18 protein-coding genes are annotated in these 19,217 nt (G+C 64.7%); 13 read left to right on the top strand and 5 right to left on the bottom strand.

Annotation, left to right across the window (positions count from 1 at the left end):
• Nucleotides 1–71: 71 nt before the first annotated feature.
• The 3 genes from HLH45_RS13615 to HLH45_RS13605 all read right to left on the bottom strand — a co-directional run bounded on the left by HLH45_RS13615 (nt 72) and on the right by HLH45_RS13605 (nt 7,293).
• Nucleotides 72–2,792, bottom strand: coding sequence for a TonB-dependent receptor (locus HLH45_RS13615; protein WP_033478850.1), 2,721 nt, complete (start codon nt 2,790–2,792; stop codon nt 72–74).
• 338 nt (nt 2,793–3,130) lie between these two features.
• Nucleotides 3,131–6,067, bottom strand: coding sequence for a TonB-dependent receptor (locus HLH45_RS13610; protein WP_014089998.1), 2,937 nt, complete (start codon nt 6,065–6,067; stop codon nt 3,131–3,133).
• A 254-nt stretch (nt 6,068–6,321) separates the two neighbouring features.
• A complete protein-coding gene (locus tag HLH45_RS13605) occupies nt 6,322–7,293 on the bottom strand; it encodes a LysR family transcriptional regulator (protein WP_007966740.1) in 972 nt (323 codons plus the stop codon).
• Nucleotides 7,294–7,707: 414 nt separating this feature from the next.
• Here HLH45_RS13605 and HLH45_RS13600 point away from each other — a divergent pair, with 414 nt between their 5' ends.
• From HLH45_RS13600 to fdxA, 5 genes are all read left to right on the top strand, one after another.
• On the top strand, nt 7,708–8,340 hold the full coding sequence (locus HLH45_RS13600; protein ID WP_008574445.1) for a 2-dehydro-3-deoxy-6-phosphogalactonate aldolase: 633 nt from the start codon (nt 7,708–7,710) through the stop codon (nt 8,338–8,340).
• The gene (dgoD, locus tag HLH45_RS13595; RefSeq protein WP_008574447.1) at nt 8,337–9,485 is read left to right on the top strand and encodes a galactonate dehydratase; all 1,149 of its coding nucleotides are present in this window, start codon (nt 8,337–8,339) and stop codon (nt 9,483–9,485) included. The genes HLH45_RS13600 and dgoD overlap by 4 nt, the downstream gene beginning before the upstream one ends.
• Entirely contained in the window at nt 9,479–10,390 is a 912-nt protein-coding gene (locus HLH45_RS13590; RefSeq protein WP_046932056.1) for an SMP-30/gluconolactonase/LRE family protein, read from the top strand. Before dgoD ends, HLH45_RS13590 begins: the two co-directional genes overlap by 7 nt.
• Nucleotides 10,387–11,265 (top strand): 2-dehydro-3-deoxygalactonokinase, encoded by an 879-nt coding sequence (locus tag HLH45_RS13585; protein WP_008574741.1) that lies wholly within the window; start codon nt 10,387–10,389, stop codon nt 11,263–11,265. The genes HLH45_RS13590 and HLH45_RS13585 overlap by 4 nt, the downstream gene beginning before the upstream one ends.
• An 83-nt stretch (nt 11,266–11,348) precedes the next feature.
• On the top strand, nt 11,349–11,672 hold the full coding sequence (gene fdxA / locus HLH45_RS13580; RefSeq protein ID WP_003481917.1) for a ferredoxin FdxA: 324 nt from the start codon (nt 11,349–11,351) through the stop codon (nt 11,670–11,672).
• A 119-nt stretch (nt 11,673–11,791) separates the two neighbouring features.
• Here fdxA and HLH45_RS13575 read toward each other — a convergent pair whose 3' ends face one another.
• Together HLH45_RS13575 and dapA are read right to left on the bottom strand one after the other, a co-directional pair.
• Nucleotides 11,792–12,310 carry a hypothetical protein gene (locus tag HLH45_RS13575; RefSeq protein ID WP_008574742.1) on the bottom strand — a complete coding sequence of 173 codons (519 nt, stop codon included), beginning with the start codon at nt 12,308–12,310 and terminating at the stop codon, nt 11,792–11,794.
• A 16-nt stretch (nt 12,311–12,326) separates the two neighbouring features.
• Nucleotides 12,327–13,235, bottom strand: coding sequence for a 4-hydroxy-tetrahydrodipicolinate synthase (dapA, locus tag HLH45_RS13570; RefSeq protein WP_011347123.1), 909 nt, complete (start codon nt 13,233–13,235; stop codon nt 12,327–12,329).
• Nucleotides 13,236–13,328: 93 nt separating this feature from the next.
• Here dapA and HLH45_RS13565 point away from each other — a divergent pair, with 93 nt between their 5' ends.
• The 8 genes from HLH45_RS13565 (at nt 13,329) to HLH45_RS13530 (ending at nt 19,201) form a co-directional block, all read left to right on the top strand.
• Nucleotides 13,329–13,955, top strand: coding sequence for a glycine cleavage system transcriptional repressor (locus HLH45_RS13565; RefSeq protein WP_002813792.1), 627 nt, complete (start codon nt 13,329–13,331; stop codon nt 13,953–13,955).
• An 11-nt stretch (nt 13,956–13,966) separates the two neighbouring features.
• Nucleotides 13,967–14,317 carry a ribonuclease E inhibitor RraB gene (locus HLH45_RS13560; protein ID WP_008574747.1) on the top strand — a complete coding sequence of 117 codons (351 nt, stop codon included), beginning with the start codon at nt 13,967–13,969 and terminating at the stop codon, nt 14,315–14,317.
• Nucleotides 14,318–14,353: 36 nt separating this feature from the next.
• The gene (locus HLH45_RS13555) at nt 14,354–14,836 is read left to right on the top strand and encodes a peroxiredoxin (RefSeq protein ID WP_008574748.1); all 483 of its coding nucleotides are present in this window, start codon (nt 14,354–14,356) and stop codon (nt 14,834–14,836) included.
• 82 nt (nt 14,837–14,918) lie between these two features.
• Nucleotides 14,919–16,316, top strand: coding sequence for a PhoH family protein (locus tag HLH45_RS13550; protein WP_008574750.1), 1,398 nt, complete (start codon nt 14,919–14,921; stop codon nt 16,314–16,316).
• Entirely contained in the window at nt 16,316–16,798 is a 483-nt protein-coding gene (locus tag HLH45_RS13545; RefSeq protein ID WP_008574752.1) for a hypothetical protein, read from the top strand. The genes HLH45_RS13550 and HLH45_RS13545 overlap by 1 nt, the downstream gene beginning before the upstream one ends.
• Nucleotides 16,799–16,804: 6 nt before the next feature.
• Nucleotides 16,805–17,476 carry a YoaK family protein gene (locus HLH45_RS13540; protein WP_008574753.1) on the top strand — a complete coding sequence of 224 codons (672 nt, stop codon included), beginning with the start codon at nt 16,805–16,807 and terminating at the stop codon, nt 17,474–17,476.
• 37 nt (nt 17,477–17,513) lie between these two features.
• Complete coding sequence (gene thiD / locus HLH45_RS13535) at nt 17,514–18,323, top strand: bifunctional hydroxymethylpyrimidine kinase/phosphomethylpyrimidine kinase (protein ID WP_046932148.1); 810 nt, start codon at nt 17,514–17,516, stop codon at nt 18,321–18,323.
• Nucleotides 18,320–19,201 (top strand): alpha/beta hydrolase family protein, encoded by an 882-nt coding sequence (locus tag HLH45_RS13530; protein WP_008578185.1) that lies wholly within the window; start codon nt 18,320–18,322, stop codon nt 19,199–19,201. The genes thiD and HLH45_RS13530 overlap by 4 nt, the downstream gene beginning before the upstream one ends.
• The last annotated feature ends 16 nt before the right edge of the window (nt 19,202–19,217 follow it).

Below are 19,217 nucleotides of genomic sequence, written 5' to 3'. Positions count from 1 at the left end.
AGGAAAAACACCGGCCCAACGAGCTGCCTGCACAGCTCGCCGGACCGGCGACGCACTTCCTACGGCGCGTTCTACAGGCTGGCCCGCAACGTCAGGCCATACCGACGATCGTTGATCACGAAATCGCGGTAGCGCGACTCGGTGCCCAGATAGCTTTCGCGACGGGTATCGAGCAGATTCACGCCATCGAGCGAAATCGACCACACATCATTGATGTTGAAACGCAGCGAGGCATCCAGCTGGCCGAAGCCCTTGTTGTAGACCGGCAGGTTGCCGGTGCCGTTGCCCGCCGTGGTCACCAGCCAGTCGCTGCGCCAGTTGTAGGCCACACGGCCCTGGAAGCGCGCCGTTTCGTAGCTGAGGATCGCGTTGTAGCTGTTCTTGGACAGGCCCTCCAGCGGCACCGTCAGCGACTGGCCGTTGGTGTCGGTGGCGGTGGGGCTCGGCGCCTCGCTGTCGACGTAGGTGTAGTTGGTCTGCAGGCCGAAACCGCTCAACCAGCCCGGCAGGAAGTCGAAGAACTGCGTGTAACCCAGTTCGGCGCCGCGGATCTTGCCCGAATCGCCATTGACCGGACGGGTGATCTGCCACACCTGGCCGTCGTACACCTCGTTGAAGACGGCGTTGGCGATAAAGCCTTCCACCTTCTTGTAGAACAGGGTGCCGTACATCATCGAGCCCTGGCCGAAGTACCACTCCAGCGCGGTGTCGAACTGGTCGGCCTTGACCGCTTCCAGACTCGGGTTACCCGCGGTGCCGGTGAAAGTGGAAGCGCCGTTCGAGGTACCGGTGCTCAGGCTCAGGTTCGGGTTGAGCTTGTCGAAGGTCGGACGCGAAATACCGCGCGAGGCGGCAAACCGCCACTGCAGCTGATCGCTTAGCATCCAACGCAGGTTCAAGCTGGGCAGCACGTCGGTATAGGTCTGCTGCGCATCCACCGGAATCAGGCCACCGCCTTCGGCATCGGTACCGGTGCGCACGCCCTGCGAGCCCACTTCGGTACGCACCACGCGCACGCCGATGTTGCCATCGAACGGAATCTCGCCATCCACGCCAAAGCGCAGCACGCCATACGCCGCGTAGGTCTTCTCGTTCTGCGTGTTGATGTTGTTGGGGGCAAATTCCAGCGGGCTGGCACCGAAGGCAGCCAGGGTCTGCTGATAGTTCGCCACTGCCGCATCGGATGCCGTCAGGGTTGGCCCGAAGGCATGACTCTGGCCGCGGAAGAAGTCGGTGATCGGATTGGTCATCACACCGATGCCGGGGTACTGCGAAAACGGTGCGCCGTCGCAGTTGTTGATGCACATGAAGCGATAGATGTTGCCCTTGGTCTCGGCATCACGGTCGGTGTAACGCACGCCGGCCTTGAAGCTGCGCACGAAGTCGCTGCCGAAGGCCAGATCCATATCCGAACGCCAGGCGAATTCGGTGCCCTTGTTGTCGTCCTTGTTGTCCAGGTGATAGCGCCAGCCGTTGTAGTTGTTGACGTCGGCCAGGTAGCCTTCCGCACCGCTGGCATCGGTCACCGACAAGCGCGGCAGATCGCCCCGGAAATCGACGTTGAACTGCGGGCTGGTGACCTGACCGGTGGACAGGATGTAGCGCGTGCCGGTGGTGGTGGCATCGACATACTGGAAGTCGGTGCTCAGGGTCAGCTTTTCGTTGACCGTCCACTTGGCACCCAGCGAGTAATCGGTGGTCACCGAGTGGCGCTCGGTCAGGCTGGTATTGGATTCGGTCGGCACATTCTGGAACGAGCCGTTGACGAACTCGTTGCGGTTATTGACCTGGATGCCAGGCAAGCCCTGCATCGGGTTGGCGCCGGTCAGCGCGAAGAACGAATAATCGTGCCAGCTGAAGTCGTAGTCCGAACGCAGCACCTGCGTATAGACCTCCACTGCATCGTTCGGACGCCACTGCATCGCAAAGGCGCCGGTCTTGCGCTCGCGCTCGCCGACGGTGGTGTTGATGCCGGCGCCGTGCGGCACCGACACGCCCTGCCCTTCGTAGCCCGGCAGATCGGTCTGGGTGTACCACGGCTCGATCGAAATGGTGTCCTGGCGGAACGGGCTCTTCTGCTGCGAGTAGTTCACCAGGATGCCGATCTCGCCGATGCCGGTCTGCCAGCGATCGCTGAACAGGCCCGAGAACGCCGGCTTGCCGTCGTCGGCGAGGTCGTAATAGTTGTATTGCACGCTGCCGGCGATCTTGCGGCCGTCGTAGTCGAACGGCAGGCGCGTGCGCAGGTCCACGGTGCCGCCCAGACCACCTTCGATCATGTCGGCAGACGGATTCTTGTAGACGTTGACGCCGCCGAGCAATTCGGCAGACACGTCTTCGAAGCTCAGGCCCCGGCCGTCGTTGGCGGTAAAGATGTCGCGACCATTGAGTTCGGTGCGTACCTGGGTCAGGCCGCGGATGGCGATCGCGCTGCCTTCGCCATAGTTGCGCGAAATCTGGATACCGGAGATGCGTTGCAGCGCTTCGGCCACATTGTTGTCGGGCAGCTTGCCGATGTCTTCGGCAACGATGGAATCGACGATCTGCTCTGCGTTCTGCTTGACCAACTGCGCCTTGGTCACGCTGCTGCGGGTACCGGTGACCTGCACGGTGTCCAGCTGTTGCGTGGTCGCAGCCGAGGCCGGCGTAGCGGTGGTGGTCGCATCCTGCGCATAGGCCTGCGCGCTCAGCAGCGTGGCCACGCTGATGGCCATCACGGAGCGGCGGAAATCACGGATCGAACGCTGACCCACAGTCCGGCCTGCCGGAATGTGGCGATGTTGCACTGACATGGTGCTCCCTCCCAGGACGCATGTACTTCTAGTTTTTAGCGGGCCGGTGCGCGAGCGCCCGACCCGTCGTTGGTGCTGGCTTGGCATCTGCCGACGGCAAGACCGTGGCTGCGTAGATGCGGTGTAAACCCGAGCGGGCTTACCTGGTAGCTGCGGCCGGAGCATAGGGCGCGGCCGTCATGCCAGACCAATGAAATATTCCTGGAAAGGTATTCGCTAAAACTATAACAACCCCAGAAAACCCGGCAACTCTGGCATCGCAGGGTGACGGCGCAAGATTGAACGTGGCGGACTCAACTCTGAGAGCCCGCGCACGTCACCTGCGTGATCGCCCGCACTTACCAGTTCATGCGCAGCACCAGCGAGTAGCGCCGGTCGTTGACGAACCAGCTGCGCGTATACAGATGGTTATCGACCTCGCCCCCCGTGTAGGACGTCGGCCCCATCAACACCTTGGTCACCGTGTTGGTCAGATTGTTGGCCTGCACGCCGAGCTGCACATGCGGGTTGAAGCGATAGAACGCCGAGGCGTCGAGCTGGCCGTAATCGTCCGACCAGGTCGGCAACTTGGTCGACACGTCGCTGGCGGTGAGCAGATAGCGCGAACGCCAGTTGTAGGCCAGGCGCAACGAAAGCGGCCCTTTCTCGTAGATGCCGGCCAGGTTGTAACTGCGCCGCGACAAGCCTTCCAGCGGCAGGCTCACACCGGTGACGGTGGTCTGGGTGTATGGGTCGGTGGCGGTGTTCGCGCCGCCGCTGCTGTCGACGAAGGTGAAGTTGGCATTGACGCCGAACCCGCTCAGCCAACCCGGCCAAGAATCGAAGAACTGCGTGTAGCCGTATTCGAAGCCGCGGATGCGCCCCTTGTCCATGTTGTACGGACGCGTCACCAGCCAGTCCTGCCCACCGTAATTTTCGGTGACGGTCTGGTTGGAGAAGTAATCCTTGACGCTCTTGTAGAACAACGTCAGGTACATCATGTCGCTGGTGTCGAAGTACCACTCCAGCGCGGTGTCGTACTGATTGGCCTTCATCGGCTGCAGATTCGGATTGCCGGCAGTACCGGTCCACCTGGAAACCGTGCCGTTGGACTCGGTGTTTGCCGCAAGCAGCAGGTACGGCTGCAACTGCGTGTAGTCCGGGCGCGCCATCGCCTTGGATGCGGCGATACGCCACTGCAGCGCGTCGGAGAACTTGAAGCGCATGTTGAAGCTCGGCAGCACGTTGGTGTAGCTGCCCTTGGCGTTGTTGGCGAAGTACTGCCCGGTGTACTGCTCGCGCAGCTCTTCCGAACCCGCGCTTCCCGACAGGTCGGGGAACTGGCCGTAGCCATTTGCCTCGGTCTTGGTCTGCACGATGCGCACGCCGATATTGCCGTCCACCGGCACGCCCAGCGCTTCGTCGTTGCCGAAGTACATCACCGCGTAGGCGGCCTGGGTGCGTTCGAACTGGCGGTTGATGTCCTGCAGCTGGTACTTGTCCGGCGCCCAGCCCGACCCGCGCAGCGCCACGATCTGCTCGATCATCTTCGAGGTACCGGCGTAGTCCTTGACTGCGGCGTTGCTCGGAAAATAGAGACTGTTGGGCACATCGATCTTGCCGCGGAACAGATTGGAATACGAATACAGCTGCGAGGTGCCGGTCATGTAGGTGGCCAGATCGGCCAGTCCGGTCCCATTGGCGGTGTCGGGAATCTGCGCCCAGTTATCGCTGATCACACCCCAGTTGTAGCCGGAGTTTTTGTTGATCTGGGTGCGGTCGGTGGCGCGGATGCCGGCACGGAAGGTGCGCAGCCAGGCACTGTCGTCGAATGCGTATTCCAGGTCGAAGCGCGTGGCCAGTTCGCGGCCGCGATTCTTCGCCAGATGGTCCATGGCCGCACTCCAGAAATAATTGGAGGGGTTGCTGGTGTAGGTGCTGTCGGCAATCCCGACCGATGGATATTTGCCGCTCAGATCGAAGGTCAGGCCCGGCAGGTAGATCGAATCGAACAGGGTGAAGTCCAGCGAATCGCTTTCCGAGCGCACCAGCTGCATATCGCCGCGCACGGTGAGGTTGCCGGTGAGCTTGTGGGTAAAGCCGCCGGACAAATCCGAGGTGGTCGTGCTCTGCTGCGCGTAGCGGTTGTTGGTGTAGAAGCGCACGCCATCGTTGCCGGTGACGTTGCCGCGCCAGGAACTGGATGCCGGCGAGCCACTGACGAAGCGGCCGTCGGCATCGTAGGTAAATTGCGTTCCGGGGGCCGGGCCAATCGCGTTGGTGTCGTCGTTGAAGAACGCCGCGCGCTCCTGCCAGTTCATGTCGTAACTGGAGCGCATGTACTGCACGTAGATCTCGGTGTCGTCGCTAGGCCGCCACTGGAACGCGCCGGCCACGCCATTGCGCTTGCGCTCGAAATCGAGCTGCCGCCAGTTGACGCCGCCAGGCACGTAGACCTTGTCGAAGCTGGTGCCTTCCAGCAGCGCCGCATCGGTGCGACGCACGAACGGCTCGACCTGGATGCCATCGCTGCGCGTGGCCAGTTCCGAATGCGCCACATCCACCATCAAGCCCATCTCGCCGAGGCCGGTGTTCCAGCGATCGCTGAAGAGAAACGAGCCCGATGGCTTGTAGGTCTTGCTGAAATCGCCGTAGTTCACGTCGGCGGTCGCACCGATCACCCGGCCCGGCTGGTCGAACGGCATGCGCGTGCGCAGGTTGACCGTCCCGCCCAGACCGCCTTCGATGATCTCGGCCGACGGGTTCTTGTAGACGTCCACGCCTGCCATCAGTTCGGCCGGCACATCCTCGAAGCTCAGACCGCGGCCGCTAGCGGCGCTGAAGCTGTCGCGGCCATTGAGCTCGCCGCGCACCTGGGTCATGCCGCGAATCATCACGCCGCTGCCTTCGGCAGAGAAGTGATCCGGATCGTTACGCGCCATGAAGTGATCGATGGTCACGCCGCTCACCCGTTGCAGGGTTTCGGTGACGCTGCGGTCGGGCAGCGCACCGATGTCCTCGGCACTGACCGAATCGACGATCTGTTCGGCATCGTGCTTGATCGACTGCGACTTGATCAGGCTGGCGCGCACGCCGCGCACTTCGACCGCATCCAGGTCGGTGGCCTTGCTCGCGGTGCTCGAGGAAGCATTCTGGGACGACTGCGCCTGCTGCGCATAGACCGGCGCAGCGAGCAAGAGCCCGATGCTGATGGCCATGGCGGAACGGCGCAACGAAGGCAAACGACGGGCGAACACGCCCGTACCTGCCGAGGCATGGCTGGAACACTGGTACATCTGAATCCCTCCCAGGACGCAAGACGATTGAAACGGGTTGTCGCCGCGCAGACGCGCGGCGTGATCACGCAAAAAACGGGCGATGTCGCCCGTCAATTCCCTCCAGCAGGCGGCTTGGCCGCCGATCGCGTGCCCGACGTTACGTGCGCTTCAGCATGCGATCTGGCTCACACGTATAGGCGCACCACGCAGCGCCAGCCAATGAAAATTTCACAGGCTGCTATTCCGCTGCGGAATAGCGAGGGACGCATTGGTCAGGCAAGGGAGTCCGGCACGCGTAGCGCGGGATACAGACGTCGGGCCGTGGTGCGCAACGCCTGCAAGATGCGCTCGGCACCGGGCGGCAGGATGTAGTCGCGTCGTCGGATGATGCCGAACGATTCCATCCGCACGCCCAGTTCGATCGGCAGCACGGTGAGCAATTTCGCCTGGATCAACGGCGCCACCGATTCCACCGGCAGGGCGGTCAGCATGTCGGTGCCGCGCAGCAGGGTCGAGGTGACCGGCAGGGATGAGGTTTCGATGGCATTGGTCGGCGTCTGCACGCCGTGCTCCATGAACATCGAATCCAGGCGCGCGCGCAACACGCTGTCGGCGGGCGGCAAGATCCAGCCATGCCGTACCAGATCGGCATGCTGCAGGCCGGCGCGGCTGGCCAGCGGGTGCCCGGCACGCGCGATCACCGAATGCGGCTCGTCGGCCAGCGGTTCGAACTCCAGTTCGCCCACCCCTTCCGGGCCGAGGATGCGCCCGATCACGATGTCCAGCTGCCCGTCCAGCAACTTGGCCACCAGCGGACGGCTGTAGTCCATTTCCACACGCACCAGGATGTCCGGAAACTCGCGCTTGACCTCGGCGATGGCCTGCGGCACCAGGTTGGTGCCCGGATTGACCACCGTGCCGATCGAAGCCTGGCCCATGCGCCCGGCGCGTAGCGCGGCGATTTCTTCCTGCGCCCGCCCAATCTCCGACATGGCCGCGCGCGCGCGCCGGATCAGCACGTGGCCATACCAGGTGGGCTCAACGCCACGGGCATGCCGCTCGAATAATTTCACCCCCAGCATGTCTTCCATTTCCGCCAGCAGCTTGGACGCGGCCGGTTGCGTCATGCTAGCGGCCTCAGCCGCGCGCAACACCGAGCGCTGTTCGTGCAAATGCAGCAGCAGCAGGAGCTGGCGCGTCTTGAGCCGGGCTGCGTTGAACCAGGGAGTACCGGAATTTGCCATAGCGTGCGGTTGCGGCCGTGTATTCGTCGGAGGAATAGAATATGCCGAAAATTTCATTTGCAGCACATATCTCCCCGCGCGAGGCTATCGAACGCCGCAGCAGGAGCCCCTACCTCCCGGGCGCGGTCAGAACAGACGTGACCTGCCCGTCCGCGGGCGGCAACACGCAGCCCAATATGCGGAGGTGGAGAACGATGACGGCATCATGCCCGCCGATTGCAGGCCGTAGGACGGCGCACGCGTGTCCAGGCGGCGCTCCCTCAAGGTCGGAATCCATCGCCTTCGTCGTCACACGTTCTGCTCCCATGTTGCGCATCGGCCGCCATGCCACGACCCGCAGTCGCGCAGCCTCCCCCGACGTTGCCGGCCACCCGGTCGCCAACCGCCGCTTTCCGCTCTACCGCGAGTAACCGCATGACCTCAGATACCACCGCCAGCCCGTTCGTCCTGCCCCTGGTCGCCATCCTGCGCGGCATCACGCCGGAAGAGACGCTCGACCATGTCGGCGCACTGATCGACGCCGGCTTCGATGCGATCGAAATCCCGCTCAACTCGCCGCGCTGGGAGCAGAGCATCGCGCTGGCGCAACAGGCCTATGGCGAGCGCGCCTGGATCGGTGCCGGCACCGTGTTGCGCAACGACGATGTCGACACCCTGGTCGAGATCGGCGCGCGCTTCATCGTCACCCCGAATACGCGCCCTAGCCTGATCCGTCACGCGGTGTCGCGCGGCCTGACCGTGGTGGCTGGTTTCGCCACCGCCAGCGAGGCGTTCGACGCCATCGACGCCGGCGCAACCATTCTCAAGCTGTTCCCGGCCGCGACCTATGGCGCCGCGCATGTGCGCGCGCTGCGCTCGGTGCTGCCCACGCACATCCCGGTCTACGTGGTGGGCGGCGTCAGCCCGCAGACCCTGGCCGGCTTCATCGCCCAGGGCGCCGCCGGCGCCGGCATCGGTGGCGAACTGTACAAGCCCGGCCAATCGCTCCAGACAACCCAGACGCATGCACGCGCCTTCGTGCAGGCCTACCAGGAACTGCAAGGATGAAGATCACCCGCCTCACCACCTACCACGCCGCGCCGCGCTGGCTGTTCCTCAAGGTCGAGACCGACGAGGGCATCACCGGATGGGGAGAGCCGGTCATCGAAGGCCGCGCGCGTTCGGTGGAGGCCGCCGTGCACGAACTGGCCGGCTATGTCGTGGGCAAGGATCCGGCGCGCATCAACGACCTGTGGCAGACCCTCTACCGCGCCGGCTTTTATCGTGGCGGCGCCATCCTGATGAGCGCCATCGCCGGTATCGACCAGGCGTTGTGGGACATCAAGGGCAAGACGCTGGGCGTGCCGGTGTACGAGTTGCTGGGCGGGCTGGTGCGCGACCGCATGAAGACCTACCGCTGGGTGGGCGGCGACCGCCCCGGCGCTATCATCCAGCAGATCACCGACTATCGCGCGCTGGGCTTTGACACCTTCAAGTTCAACGGCACCGAAGAAATGAAGCTGATCGACAGCGCGCGCGCGGTCGATGCGGCGGTGGTCAAGGTGGCGGAAATTCGCGAGGCCTTCGGCAACAGCATCGACTTCGGCATCGACTTCCACGGCCGCGTCGGCGCGCCGATGGCCAAGGCCTTGCTGCGCGAGCTCGAACCGTTCAAGCCACTGTTCGTCGAGGAACCGGTGCTGGCCGAACAGGCCGAGTATTACCCACGCCTGGCCGCCAGCACTTCCATTCCGCTTGCCGCCGGCGAGCGCATGTTCTCGCGCTTCGAATTCAAGAACGTGCTGTGCGCCGGCGGCATCGGCATGGTGCAACCGGACCTGTCGCATGCCGGCGGCATCACCGAATGCGTCAAGATCGCCGCAATGGCCGAAGCCTACGATGTGGGCTTTGCCCCGCACTGCCCGCTCGGCCCGATCGCACTGGCCGCGTGCCTGCACGTGGACTTCGTTTCGCACAACGCCGTGCTGCAGGAACAGAGCATCGGCATCCACTACAACGAAGGCGCCGACCTGCTCGATTACGTCATCAACAAAGACGATTTTCACTGCGTGGATGGCAGCATTGCGGCCCTGCCCAAACCTGGGCTCGGTGTGGAGATCGACGAAGAGATGCTCAAGCGCGCAAACGAAAATCCGCCGGACTGGCGCAACCCGGTGTGGCGCCACAGTGATGGCAGCATCGCCGAATGGTAAGCACGCCCGAACACACCGCCGTGCTGGCGGTCGACAGCCGCTGCACGCATGGCGAAGGCGTGCTGTGGTGCGAGCAGCGCCAGGCGCTGTACTGGGTCGACATCAGCGAAAAACGCCTGTGGCGGCACCACCCGGCCAGCGCGCAGTCGCGCTACTGGACGCTGCCCGACCGCCCCGGCTGCATCGGCCTGATGGACGACGGCCGCGTGCTAGTCGCGCTGGCCAAGGCGATCGGCATTGTCGATCCGGACACCGTCGAAGAAGACGCGCTGCCCTTCGAGAAACTGGCCGATGTGGAAGCGGACAACCCGCTCACGCGCAGCAACGATGGCCGCGTCGACCGGCATGGCAACCTGGTGTTCGGCACCATGGACGAGCACGACAGCAAGGCCGCACGCGGTGCGTTCTACCAATTTTCGCTGAAGCACGGCTTGCGCGCCCTGCCGCTGCCGGGCGTTTCGATCCCCAATTCGATCTGCTTCGGCCTCGACGGCCGCACCATGTATTACTGCGATTCGGTGCGCCCGCAGATCCTGTGCTGCGATTACGACCCGCAGACGGCGCAAACCACCAACACGCGTGTGTTCACCACCCTCGATCGCGATGACGCCGAGCCGGACGGCTCGATCATCGACAGCGAAGGCCACCTGTGGAACGCGCAATGGCGTGCGTCGCGCGTAGTGCGTTATCGCCCCGACGGCAGCGTGGAGCGCATCGTGCAGCTGCCGATCAAGCATCCCACCTGCAGCGCCTTCGGCGGCGCGGCACTGGACCGCCTGCATGTGATCAGCTCGCGCCTGGACCATAGCGCCGACGAACTCGCGCGCATGCCCGAAGCCGGCAGCCTGTTTGTCTGCGACCTCGCCATCGCGGGCTTGCCCGAAAGCCGGGTGGCGAGCGCATGATCGCCATCGATTGGGGCACCAGTAGCCTGCGTGGCTATCTGCTCGATGCCGACGGCAAGGTCGTTGCGCAGCGCCGCGGTAGCGACGGCATCCTGGCCTGCCAGGGCCGCTTCGACGCAGTGCTGGCTGGCCTGGTCGACGGCTGGGACGGCCCACTGCTGCTCTCGGGCATGATCGGCAGCCGCAATGGCTGGGTCGAGCAACCTTACCTGCCCTGCCCGGCCGACACCGCCGCGCTCGCCCAGGCGATGCGCTGCTACGATGCCCTGTTGCCCGGCCGCGCACTGTGGTTCGTGCCCGGCGTCAGCACCGGCGAACAGGCCGGCGTGCCCGATGTGATGCGTGGCGAAGAAACCCAACTGGTCGGGCTGATCGCCGCGCTCGGCGACGGCGCGCATGTCGCCTGCCTGCCCGGCACGCACAGCAAATGGGCGCAGATCGCCAACGGCCAGCTGACGGGTTTTGCCACCGTCATGACCGGCGAGTTGTACGCCGTGCTGCGTCAGCACAGCATCCTGGGCAAGCTGATGGACGACGATCATGCCGCGCTGGACGCTGACGCATTCCTCCAAGGTGTCGACCGCAGCAACGACCCCGGCGGCCTCAGCCACCACCTGTTCGGCACCCGCACGCTCGGCCTGTTCGAACGCCTGTCCTCCGCGGCGCTGCCGTCCTACCTCTCGGGCGTGCTGATCGGCCACGAACTGCGCGCGCACCGCGGCGCTCACGCCATCGTGCATCTGGTCGGCAGCCCTGCTCTGGCGCAACGCTACGCATTGGCACTGCAGCACCTGGGCGTCGAAAGCCGACTGCATCCGGAAGATCTGGCTGCGGCAGGGTTGTTCGCGCTGGCGAGGCAGCGCGGACTGGCCTGACAGCCCGGCACGAAAAGCGCCAACAACTCCACACCCATCACGCGACTGCTTTAGAATTGGAAGGCTAAACGCCGGATTCCGCCATGCCTTTTGTTGTCACCGAAAACTGCATCAAGTGCAAATACACCGACTGCGTCGAGGTTTGTCCGGTGGATTGCTTCCACGTCGGCCCGAACTTCCTGGTCATCGACCCGGACGAGTGCATCGACTGCACCCTGTGCGAGCCGGAATGCCCGGCCAACGCGATCTATCCCGAAGACGACGTGCCGGCGGGCCAGGAAGCCTTCGTGGCACTCAACGCCGAACTCGCCAAGGCCTGGCCGGTGCTGACCGTGCGCCAGGAGCCGGCACCGGATGCCGCCGAATGGGATGGCAAGCCCAACAAGTTGCCGCTGCTGCAGCGCTGAGCTGCACGACCGGGCGCGGCCCGGAGCCACACCGCTGCACGCACCTCACAGTGCACTCGGCACTAACGCAAAACGGGCGCCCAAGGCGCCCGTTTGCCATCCAGCAAACCGAACCGGCCTCAGCCGCCTAGTTTGCTCTTCAGCGAGGAGATCACCGCCACCGGCGCAGCCGCCGTGGCCGGCATGCCGCGCGGGTCCACGGCCGACACATAGCTGCCCGCATCGACCTTGACCACGCGCACCAGGAAGCTGGAACCTTCGTAGCTCACATCGTAGGAACCGAGCATCTGGGCCTTGCTGGCAATGGTCAGGCCCGGGATATCGGCCAACGCCGCGCCCACCTTGGCAAACACCTCGTCGCGCTCGCCCGGCACGGTAAAACCGCTGTTGGCGCTCGCCGACGGCGGCGTGTTGCTGTTCTGCTGCGTGGTGGAGGCCAGCGTCGGCACCTTCATCGCACCGGAGGTGTCGGGCAGGTTCAGGTCCGGCGGCACTTCCAGCGGACGAGCTTCCGGCGCCAGCGCATAGTCGCCGCGCGCGCCCTTATGGAACCAGCTGCAACCGCTCGTGGCGGCGACAGTGGCGGTCGCCAGCAACGCGAGCGACAGCACGCGGACGGGGGAAACGGAATGACGCATCGATAGATCTCCTGGGTCAGGCCGCGAGCATTTCGCGGCTGGAAAGCGCTTCCAACGCAATGGCGTCGGCGGCAAGGCGGTCGGCAGCAGGCTGGTGCGCCGCAGAAAGAGGCAGCAGCGGCAAGCGTAGGCCGTGGCCGATCCCGGCGCGCTGCAGCAGCGCCTTGACCGGAATGGGATTGGATTCGATTCCGCAGAAGCTGTGGTATTCGCTCAACCGCGCGTCCCAGGCGGTGGCAGCATCGCGCTGGCCGTCGCGGGCCAGATCGCACAGGCGCCGGTACGCCGCCGGCAAGGCGTTAGAAGCGACCGAGATCAGCCCGGCAGCGCCGGACAACATCGCGTGCGCCGCGCTGCCATCGTCGCCGCTGAGCACCACAAAACTGTCGCTGCGCAGCGCCACCAGTGCAGCGATGCGCTCGGGCTCGCTACGTGCTTCCTTGATGCCGACGATGTTCGGATGACCCACCAGCTCGGCCACCGTCTCCGGCAGCAGGTCGCAGCCGGTACGGCCCGGCACGTTGTACAGCACCACCGGCAGGCCACCTTCGTTGGCCACCGCCAGAAAGTGGGCCTTCAACCCGGCTTGGGTCGGACGCACATACGGCGGCGTCACCACCAGCGCGTACTGCGCGCCCAGCGCCGCAGCGCGACGTGTCTGCGCAATGGTCTTTGCCGTGCCGGACAAGCCGGTGCCGGCAAGCACCGGCACCCGGCCGGCGACCTGTGCCACAGCCGCGCGCAGCAGCGTGTCGTATTCGTCGTCGCTCAGTGCGGCCGCTTCACCGGTGGAGCCGGCAACCACGATTCCCTGCACGCCGCCGTGCAACTGCTGCTCCAGCAGCCGCCGCCAGGCATCCAGGTCGAGTGCGCCATCGGGACCGAAGGGGGTCGCCAGCGCGGTGATGATGCCGGAAAGGGACAAGATTCTGCTGCTCTTACGTGACAGGAAAAGGCCCGCGCGCACGCGGGTTGCGACCGCCTGCATGTTACTTGCGGCGCGAAACCACGGGCAAGTATGCTGGTCACCGCCAGGGCGCCTGCCCGGGCGGCCATTCAGCCTGATGCAATGCCGGAAGCCCCTTTGACCGACTCTACACCCCGGCCTTCGCCGACCGAAAATCACCTCCTGATCAACGCCTACACGACGCATCCGGAGTCCCCCCTGTTGCCCGTCACTCGCCGCATCGCCGACAGCGGCTGCAATCTCGTGGACGCCCGTCTGGCCACGGTGGGGCGCGACGTCTCGGTCACCGCACTGGCAACCGGCTCCTGGGATTCGGTCGCCAAGCTCGAAGCCATGCTGACCCGGCTCGAACGCGAAGAAGGATTGAAACTGGTGTGGTATCGCACCGGCCCCAAGCAGACCCAGTCCAACCTGCTGCCCTACATCGTCGAAGTGATCGCCGCCGACAAGCCGGGCATCCTGTTCCAGCTGGCCGATTTCTTCGACCGCCAGGGCATCACCATCGAAAACCTGCAGAGCACGCGCTACCGCGCCATGCAGACCGGCGCGGAGATGTTTTCGGCGCAGGTGACGATCGGCGTGCCGGCCAACATGCACATCGCCGCATTGCGCGATGATTTCCTGGAATTCTGTGATCACCTCAATCTCGACGCGATCATGGACCCGATGAAGTTCTGAGGCACCCATCAATGGCCATCGCGATCTCTGCGCTAAAACAGATGTTCGACCACATCCGCTCCGAGACCGATTGGAATCCCGACGGCCCGCTGCGCTGGGAATACTTCTTCGCCGATCCTGCGCAGGAGCCGCTGCAGAAGCTCGCCGAGCAACTGACCCAGGACGGCTATCGCGTCATCGACATTTTCCTCGGCGAACGCGACGAAGACGACGGCGATGACGAAGAGTCGTACTTCCTGCATGTGGACAAGAAAGAACATCACACCATCGAGTCGCTGAATCAGCGCAATGCGCAGTTCGACGCACTTGCCAAACGCTTCCATGTGGCTGCTTATGATGGGATGGACGTCGGCCCGGCCTGACCGCGCCGTCGCCCCTCCACTTTGGGCTGAGCAACGATGACCGACGCTGTGCTGGAATTACCCGCTGCAACCTTCGACCTGCCGCTGGCGCTGTCCGGCGGCACCCACACCACCCTGCGCGACCATGCCGGCACATGGCTGGTGCTGTACTTCTACCCGAAGGACAGCACGCCCGGCTGCACCACCGAAGGACTGGACTTCAATGCCTTGCTGCCGCAGTTCAAAAAAGCGGGCGCGATGGTGTTGGGCGTTTCGCGCGATTCGGTGAAGTCGCACGACAACTTCTGCGCCAAGCAAGGCTTCGCCTTCCCGTTGATCAGCGACAGCGATGAAGCGCTGTGCCGCGCCTTCGACGTGATCAAGGAAAAGAACATGTACGGCAAACAGGTGCTCGGCATCGAGCGCAGCACCTTCTTGCTGTCGCCCGAGGGGCATGTCGTGCAGGAATGGCGCAAGGTCAAGGTCGCCGGCCATGCCGAGGCCGTGCTGGCCGCAGTAAAGGCGCACGCCAAACAGTGACACCCCTCGCTTCCCGCGTCCTCCATCACCCTGCAGCTGCAGGCGTGATGGCTCGCCCCTGCTCCATCACTTGGAAGACCCAATGACCCGAGGCAAGCGCATCTACGTGCTGGACACCAACGTGCTGATGCACGATCCCACCGCGCTGTTCAAGTTCGAGGAACACGATGTGTTCCTGCCGATGCAGGTGATCGAGGAGCTCGACAACGCCAAGAAGGGCACCTCCGAAGTCAGCCGCAATGCACGCCAGGTCAGCCGTTTCCTGGACGAATTGCTGGAAAACACCAACGCCGAGCAGATCCAGGCCGGCATCCTGCTCAGCCATCCACAGGGCATCCAGCTCAAGGGCCAGGCCGCGATCGGACGGCTGTTTTTCCAGATCAAGCCGATCGACCCGGGCCGCACCTTCGGCGAAATGCTGCCGGACAACAAGATCCTGGCCTCGGTGCTGGCGCTGCGCGAAGAAAATGCGGATGTGCCGGTCATCCTGGTGTCCAAGGACATCAACCTGCGCATCAAGGCCTACATCAGCGGCCTGGTCGCCGAGGACTATCAAAACGACCGTGCGCTGGACGATTTCAGCCTGCTGTTCACCGGCGCCATCGAGCTGCCGGAAGATTTCTGGCAGAAGCACAACGAAGATCTGCGCAGCTGGAACGAACGCGGCCGCACCCATTACGAAATCGTGCTGGCCGAGGACGAAGACTGGTATCCGAACCAGTACCTGTACCTGCCCGGCGAAGATGAAGTGGAGCTGCGCGTGGCCAAGGTTGGCGGCGGCAAGGCCACCTTGTGCCTGGTCGACGATTTCCGCAGCGGCCAGCATGCGGTCTGGGGCATCGTGGCACGCAACCGCGAGCAGAATTTCGCGCTCAATGCGCTGATGGACCCGGAGATCGACTTCGTCACCCTGCTCGGCACCGCCGGCACCGGCAAGACCTTGCTCGCACTGGCTGCAGGCCTGGCGCAGACCATGGACCAGCAGCGCTACCGGGAAATCATCATGACCCGTGCCACTGTCAGCGTGGGCGAAGACATCGGCTTCCTGCCGGGGACCGAAGAAGAAAAGATGACCCCGTGGATGGGCGCACTGACCGACAATCTGGAAGTGCTCACGCACAATCAGGAAGGCGGCTCGTGGGGCCGTGCGGCCACCAACGACCTGCTCGCCAGTCGCATCAAGATCCGCTCGATGAACTTCATGCGCGGTCGCACCTTCCTGTCGCGCTATCTGATCCTGGACGAGGCGCAAAACCTCACGCCCAAGCAGATGAAGACGCTGATCACCCGCGCCGGCCCCGGCACCAAGATCGTGTGCCTGGGCAATGTCGAACAGATCGACACCCCCTACCTCACCGAAACCACTTCGGGGCTGACCTACGCGGTGGATCGCTTCAAGGCATGGCCGCATAGCGCGCACATCACGCTGCGTCGCGGCGAGCGCTCGCGTCTGGCCGACTTCGCTTCGGAGGTGTTGTGATGCGCACCTATCGCGGCGCGGTGGCGCTCGCCGTGATCGCGCTGGCCGGCTGCGCCAGCACCCAGGGGCCAGCCAGCGTGCCGACCAATCTCAAGAACGGCCAGTCCTGGATCATCACCCGGCAGAGCGTGGCCGAACAGGTGTTGCAGACCTGCTCGCGCGACAGCCCGGCACGGCATCCAGGCCAGATCAGCGGCTATTGGGCGCCGAGCCATCAGCAGATCGAACAGCTCGAAGCGCGGCAGGATGCGTTGACGCCCACCATTGCCGAGCCACGCGAGTTCGACCGCCAATACGTGGGTGTGGTGATCCAGGGCCAGCAGTTGATCTACGTCAACGCGTTCAAGCTTCCCAACGACCCGCCGGTGAAACCGGCGCGGGAAGCGATCCAGGTCTGCGACGGCGGCAGCATGTTCTGGGGTGCGCTGTACGACCCGCAAACAGGCGCGTTCTCGCAGATTGCGATCAACGGTAGCCCCTGACCCGAGATGGGAATCCTGCTGCCGCGCTGGGTCTGGATTGGCGCGGTGGCATTGTCGGCCGTGGCCGGCATGGTCAATGTGGTGGGCTACCTGGGATCCGAGCACCAGGTGGTCAGCCATCTCACCGGCACGACCAGCCTGCTCGGCGTTGCCCTGGCGCAAGACGCTGCCCCGGACACCGGCTTTCTTTGCGGCATCCTCATCGCCTTCTGCGCAGGCGCCATGCTCAGCGGACTGATTATCCAGGACGATGTCGTGCGGCTTGGACAGCGCTACGGCGCCGCGTTGCTGCTCGAAGCGCTGCTGTTGCTGGGCGCGATTGCACTGTTCAAGTTGCATCATGTCGGCGGCGTCCTGTGCGCCGCCGGCGCCTGCGGCCTGCAGAATGCGATGGCGACCAGCCTCAGCGGCGCCGCGGTCCGCACCACGCATCTGAGCGGCATGTTCACCGACCTGGGCATCGGCCTGGGGCACCTGCTGCGCGGGCGTCCGCTGCAGGTGCGGCGCCTCACGCTGAGCGCGCTGATCATCAGCGGTTTTCTCGGCGGCAGCATTCTCGGAACCTTGCTGTTCCAGCGCTGGCAGTACGACGCGCTCTACCTGCCCGCCAGCCTCACCGGATTGACCGGCGCCGGTTATGTCGCCTACCTGCAATGGCGCCGCTGGCGCACAGGATGATGCGCACATCCTCCGGCCAGCAGTGCAGAATCGCCACATGACTACGCCCAGTACGCTGTCTGCATTGAGCATCGCCGGCTCCGACTCCGGGGGCGGCGCCGGCATCCAGGCCGACCTCAAGACCTTCGCCGCGCACCGCGTGCATGGGTTGTCGGCGATTACCGCATTGACCGCGCAACACACCCGCGCCGTCACCGCCGTGCATCTTCCACCACTGCCCTTTCTGCAGGCGCAGGTGGATGCATGCTTCGCCGATTTCGAGATCCAGGCGGTCAAACTCGGCATGCTGGCCAATGCCGACGTCATTCATTGCGTGGCCGACCTGCTTGAGCGATATCGCCCACCGTTCGTGGTGCTCGACCCGGTGATGGTATCCACCAGCGGCGCGCGCCTGCTCGAAGATGCGGCACTGGATGCGCTGCGCACGCGCTTGCTGCCGCTGGCCACCCTGGTCACCCCCAACACGCCCGAGGCCGAGTTGCTGACCGGCCGCCGCATCAACAGCGCCGACGCCGCCGAACATGCCACCGCCGCCTTGCTCGACCTGGGCGCCAACGCCGTGCTGCTCAAGGGCGGACATCTGCACGAAGGCGCACGCGTGCTCGACCGCTTCGATGACGGCGTGACCCAGGATGTGTTCATGCACCCGCGCCTGCAGGTCGATGCGCACGGCACCGGCTGCAGCCTATCGGCGGCGATTGCCGCACAGCTGTGCCAGGGCCTGTCGTTGCTCAATGCCTGCGAAGCGGCGATCGATTACGTTGCACGCGCCATCCGCATTGGCCAACGCCCCGGCCACAGCGATGTGCTGGTGCTCGACCACTTCGGCGCCGCGCCCGGCGCATGAGCGTGCAGACCGACACCCTGCTCGCCAGCGCTGCAGATGGGCATCGCTGGCAGGTCATCCGTTGCGCACCGCCGCACCCGACGACAACGCTGCTGTGGCTGCCGGCATTGGGCGTGGCAGCGCGGCATTACCAACCCTTCGCACAGGCGCTCGCGTCCACCGGCGTTGCGGTGTATCTGCACGAATGGCGCGGCAATGGCAGCAGCACGCTGCGCCCGTCGCGTGAGCACGATTGGGGCTATCGCACGCTGCTTGCAGACGACCTTCCCGCCAGCCACGCCCTGCTCGATATCCACGACCCGCAGCTGCCGCGCATGGTCGGTGGACACAGCCTCGGCGGTCAGCTCGCGTGCTGCTACGCCGCGCTGCATCCGGTGCAATTCGCCGAGCTCTGGCTGGTGGCCAGCGGCTCGCCGTACTGGCGCAATTTTCCCGTGCCGATGCGTTACGGCCTGCCCCTGGCGTTTCGGTTGTTGCCTTGGCTGGCGCGCAGGCAGGGCGTGCTGCACGGGCGCAAGCTCGGTTTTGGCGGTACCGAAGCACGCAGCCTGATTGCCGACTGGGCGCAGGTCGGCCGCAGCAATCGCTATCGCGCGGCAGGCGCGCCATGGGACCTGGAACGGGCACTGGGCCAACTGCGCGTGCCGATCCGCGCAGTGACCCTTGCGCGCGACACGTTGGGTCCGGCAGGTGCGCTGCGCGCATTACTGGACAAGATGCCGCAGGCACACCCACGCCATGTGCGATTGGACGATGGGCAACTCGGCGCACGCAGCGATCATTTCGCGTGGATGAAAACGCCTGCGGCCGTGGTCGCTGCACTGCGTGACGCGCCTGACCATGACCTCGACGGCGCTGGAATTTCACAAAGGGATTGACGGCCCCGTCGGTCAT

The organism is Xanthomonas euvesicatoria, from assembly GCF_013112235.1.
GTDB lineage: Bacteria > Pseudomonadota > Gammaproteobacteria > Xanthomonadales > Xanthomonadaceae > Xanthomonas > Xanthomonas euvesicatoria.
The sequence above is the reverse complement of the archived record's forward strand: the minus strand, read 5'-3'. Positions and strand labels throughout refer to the sequence as shown.

Coding starts and splice junctions, on each gene's coding strand:
- HLH45_RS13545 (WP_008574752.1), top strand. CDS start 16,316: ATGCGCACCTATCGCGGCGCGGTGGCGCTCGCCGTGATCGCGCTGGCC.
- HLH45_RS13575 (WP_008574742.1), bottom strand. CDS start 12,310: ATGCGTCATTCCGTTTCCCCCGTCCGCGTGCTGTCGCTCGCGTTGCTG.
- HLH45_RS13550 (WP_008574750.1), top strand. CDS start 14,919: ATGACCCGAGGCAAGCGCATCTACGTGCTGGACACCAACGTGCTGATG.
- dgoD (WP_008574447.1), top strand. CDS start 8,337: ATGAAGATCACCCGCCTCACCACCTACCACGCCGCGCCGCGCTGGCTG.
- HLH45_RS13530 (WP_008578185.1), top strand. CDS start 18,320: ATGAGCGTGCAGACCGACACCCTGCTCGCCAGCGCTGCAGATGGGCAT.
- HLH45_RS13555 (WP_008574748.1), top strand. CDS start 14,354: ATGACCGACGCTGTGCTGGAATTACCCGCTGCAACCTTCGACCTGCCG.
- HLH45_RS13590 (WP_046932056.1), top strand. CDS start 9,479: ATGGTAAGCACGCCCGAACACACCGCCGTGCTGGCGGTCGACAGCCGC.
- HLH45_RS13615 (WP_033478850.1), bottom strand. CDS start 2,792: ATGTCAGTGCAACATCGCCACATTCCGGCAGGCCGGACTGTGGGTCAG.
- HLH45_RS13610 (WP_014089998.1), bottom strand. CDS start 6,067: ATGTACCAGTGTTCCAGCCATGCCTCGGCAGGTACGGGCGTGTTCGCC.
- fdxA (WP_003481917.1), top strand. CDS start 11,349: ATGCCTTTTGTTGTCACCGAAAACTGCATCAAGTGCAAATACACCGAC.
- HLH45_RS13560 (WP_008574747.1), top strand. CDS start 13,967: ATGGCCATCGCGATCTCTGCGCTAAAACAGATGTTCGACCACATCCGC.
- HLH45_RS13605 (WP_007966740.1), bottom strand. CDS start 7,293: ATGGCAAATTCCGGTACTCCCTGGTTCAACGCAGCCCGGCTCAAGACG.
- thiD (WP_046932148.1), top strand. CDS start 17,514: ATGACTACGCCCAGTACGCTGTCTGCATTGAGCATCGCCGGCTCCGAC.
- HLH45_RS13600 (WP_008574445.1), top strand. CDS start 7,708: ATGACCTCAGATACCACCGCCAGCCCGTTCGTCCTGCCCCTGGTCGCC.
- HLH45_RS13540 (WP_008574753.1), top strand. CDS start 16,805: ATGGGAATCCTGCTGCCGCGCTGGGTCTGGATTGGCGCGGTGGCATTG.
- HLH45_RS13585 (WP_008574741.1), top strand. CDS start 10,387: ATGATCGCCATCGATTGGGGCACCAGTAGCCTGCGTGGCTATCTGCTC.
- HLH45_RS13565 (WP_002813792.1), top strand. CDS start 13,329: ATGCTGGTCACCGCCAGGGCGCCTGCCCGGGCGGCCATTCAGCCTGAT.